The organism is Flavobacterium sp. (genome assembly GCF_023151265.1).
GTDB lineage: Bacteria > Bacteroidota > Bacteroidia > Flavobacteriales > Flavobacteriaceae > Flavobacterium.
The window spans coordinates 1-2,835 of sequence record NZ_JAKLJH010000218.1 but is presented as its reverse complement, the minus strand read 5'-3'; the positions used below and the strand labels follow the sequence as shown (position 1 = coordinate 2,835).

The 2,835-nt window shown below is 35.3% G+C and carries 2 protein-coding genes; one reads left to right on the top strand and one right to left on the bottom strand.

Features of this window, described 5'->3' with window-relative positions:
* Positions 1-140: 140 nt before the first annotated feature.
* Complete coding sequence (locus L6Q46_RS13715) at positions 141-881, bottom strand: ADP-ribosyltransferase (RefSeq protein ID WP_291284781.1); 741 nt, start codon at positions 879-881, stop codon at positions 141-143.
* Between the two features lie 172 nt (positions 882-1,053).
* On the opposite strand from L6Q46_RS13715, the gene L6Q46_RS13710 reads away from it, so the two are divergent.
* Positions 1,054-2,487, top strand: a complete 1,434-nt coding sequence (locus tag L6Q46_RS13710; RefSeq protein WP_291284780.1) for a hypothetical protein — start codon at positions 1,054-1,056, stop codon at positions 2,485-2,487.
* Positions 2,488-2,835 lie beyond the last annotated feature (348 nt).

Sequence of the window (2,835 nt, the reverse complement as noted above, 5' to 3'; positions counted from 1 at the left end):
GAGTTAAGTCTTTCTGTCGTAGAACCTAAGTTACATGTTTGAGCTGTGGAAATAGACACATAGATTAAATTAATAATTGAGCATAAAAAATAAAGATGAAATTTCATATAAACTCCTGTTCAGTCTTGGTTTTTAATTTATTAAGGATCAATGAAGAGTTCTTCATTATCAACTTCTTCCATTATAAAAACATTCTGGCTGATATTTGAACTTCCATTTGTTTTAAGTCTTAAAATTCTAAACTCTAAACCAGCGGGACAAAGGACTTCATTTTCATTTGGGTGAAGAGATATTGGAGCCACATTTCTGCAGGTTTTTGAATAAATAATAAATCGATTGTTGGCGCTCCATCCGGCGGAGCTAGAAGTACTTGTAAAAGCAAAGTACTTAACAATTCTTCCAACAAGTGAGTGATTAATAACCTCAGCTTCAGGTAGGTAGGTACCTCTTCTAACAAAACCTATATAAGGTTTAATTTTATATAAACCTCTGTTTGTAACTTTTGAAAGCATTTGGTATTTTTCATAAGTGTCTTTGTTTTGACTTCTTAATGCTGTATTAATTGCTCCATACCCATGACCTGTGTAATATCTGATTGCTGAGTATTCAAATTTAGTCATACCACAAGGAAATTTGCCATCAGATGTAGGTGGAGAATAAATACTAATGCCTTTTTGGGTGAAATCTGAAGCTATTGTTTCTTCTGAAAATTCAAATTCAGGTAATGCATTTATACATGTCATGCCTGGCGTGAAATGAGGGGCTAGGAGTAAAATAGGACTTAGAATCATCAGGATAAATTGATTGTTTTTTAAAGAAACCACAATTTTCCTTTCTGGATACCGTTCCAAATGTTGTGGGATTAATTTACCATTATTCAACTGAAACGGTCTTTACAGGTTTAAGTTAGAGCAGGTTTCATTCCATGATAGAATCGATTTAAATATGAATAGAAGGCAAATAGGTGTCTAAACGATCTCGATTTGAGCCGCTGACAGTCACCGTCAAAATAATAGACAGTGCGATTTTTTTTGATTTTTCGAACAAAGTTTTTTGCAATCAAAGCACAGTTATTGGCTTCTTTGCTTTGATTTTCCACTTAAGTGGCGAGGATGGCAAGGAGGACTTTTTATGTCTGGAACTCACACAGTAATTTCAAATAAAATTTCTCTTGTTTTTGGCTCAGAAATTTCGCTGAAAGATTTTTCGTTTTCGCAGCTGATTGTAGCAGTTAAAAATCTATTTGATACCGAGGGTGTTCCTGGGTTCGTAAAAGCACTTGTTATGTTGATTGAATCACTCTTGATAAAATCAGGTGTTGAGTGCCCACACTGCGGAAAAGACAAACACCATTTTCACTCTAAATCAGACCGGAAACTGAAGACCTCTATTGGTGAAGTGAACTTGGTGCTGACAAGGCTGTTGTGTTTGTCTTGCAAAAAAACATTTAATCCGATGGCGCAGTTGTTTGATTTGGATAAGTATTCTCGAAAGTCCCGGGAATTTGAAAAATTATCATTGGAAACAGTGACCAATCAAAGCTTTCGACGATCTGCAAAGAACTTGAATGATACGATGGGGTTTAGCACCGCACACTCAACCTTGCATCGCTGGTTTTGGGATACCGATTCTGTGAATATCAATCAGAAAAAGAGAGTTGATTTATTAATAGCTGACGGCACTGGCTTTAAACGATCTAAAGATAACGAGTTTGAGACCAATAAAGGCAGCATCAAGGTACTGATTGGCTACAATAAAAACGGCGAAGTCATTCCGTTTGGCGCCTGGACAAGAGCTTCTTGGAAAGACATCGGAAAACTTATTAAAAACAAAAATCATCCATCAGATAAAATAAAGTTCAAACCAATCGCAGGTACATTAATTACTGACGGCGAAGAGGAAATTGTTCGTCAGCTTAAGAAGCTTGCGGAAAGCCACCAGCGATGCTTATTTCACATGACTCACGAACTGACACCACTTCTGCGATACAAAGATATTGTCCAAAAAGACGAAGCAATAAAGATTTCAGAAGAACTTAACGAACTACTTTATCTAGATTTGCCTGAAGTCGATGCCGATCCATTGAAATCACTTGAAGATAAACTTAAAATTGAAATTAAGCTCAAGTCTATGAAAGAAGCTATCGATGATTTCATCAATGAACTTCACTCTCTTGGGTACTCGAAAGCAAAGGGGTTCGTTGAAAATGCAAAGTCACAGCTTTTTACCTACATTGATAACTGGTTAAAGACTGGGATTTCAAATCCAAAGGTTACTTCACTCGTTGAAAGAATGATGCGAGAAATTAAACGACGAATTAAAAGAATGGGATACAAGTGGTCAGATCAAGGTGCAGAAAAAATGACTCGATTAATATTACTTCAACTCAGCTCAACAAAACACTTCTGGGAAGCTCATTGGCAAGAAAAGATGGGTACCAATGCAAATATTAAATTATCATTTTTAGGAGTGACTGTTGAAAACTAGATTTTAAAATCCCAACACATTTGGAACGGTATCAAAAAATAATAGTAAACCATTGTTTACCCCCAAATGAAAACATAAAACCCCCGTTTGGCGGCAGACATAGCATATTTTTTTATTATAAAAAAAAAGAAATTTTGGAAATGTATTTTTTTTTGAACTGTTTAAAAGTTAGTCTATTTGTAGCTTATCTTGAAGTCTCATAGTGGAATACAAGGTTTTGAAATAAGTCTTAAAGGATTATCGCCGAACTCAGTTTGTTTTTTTTTGATACTATCATATCACTTTTAAAAATCAAAAATTAAAGAAACGCGACTTTAGTCCGATGAGTTAAGGTATGGGAACCGGTAC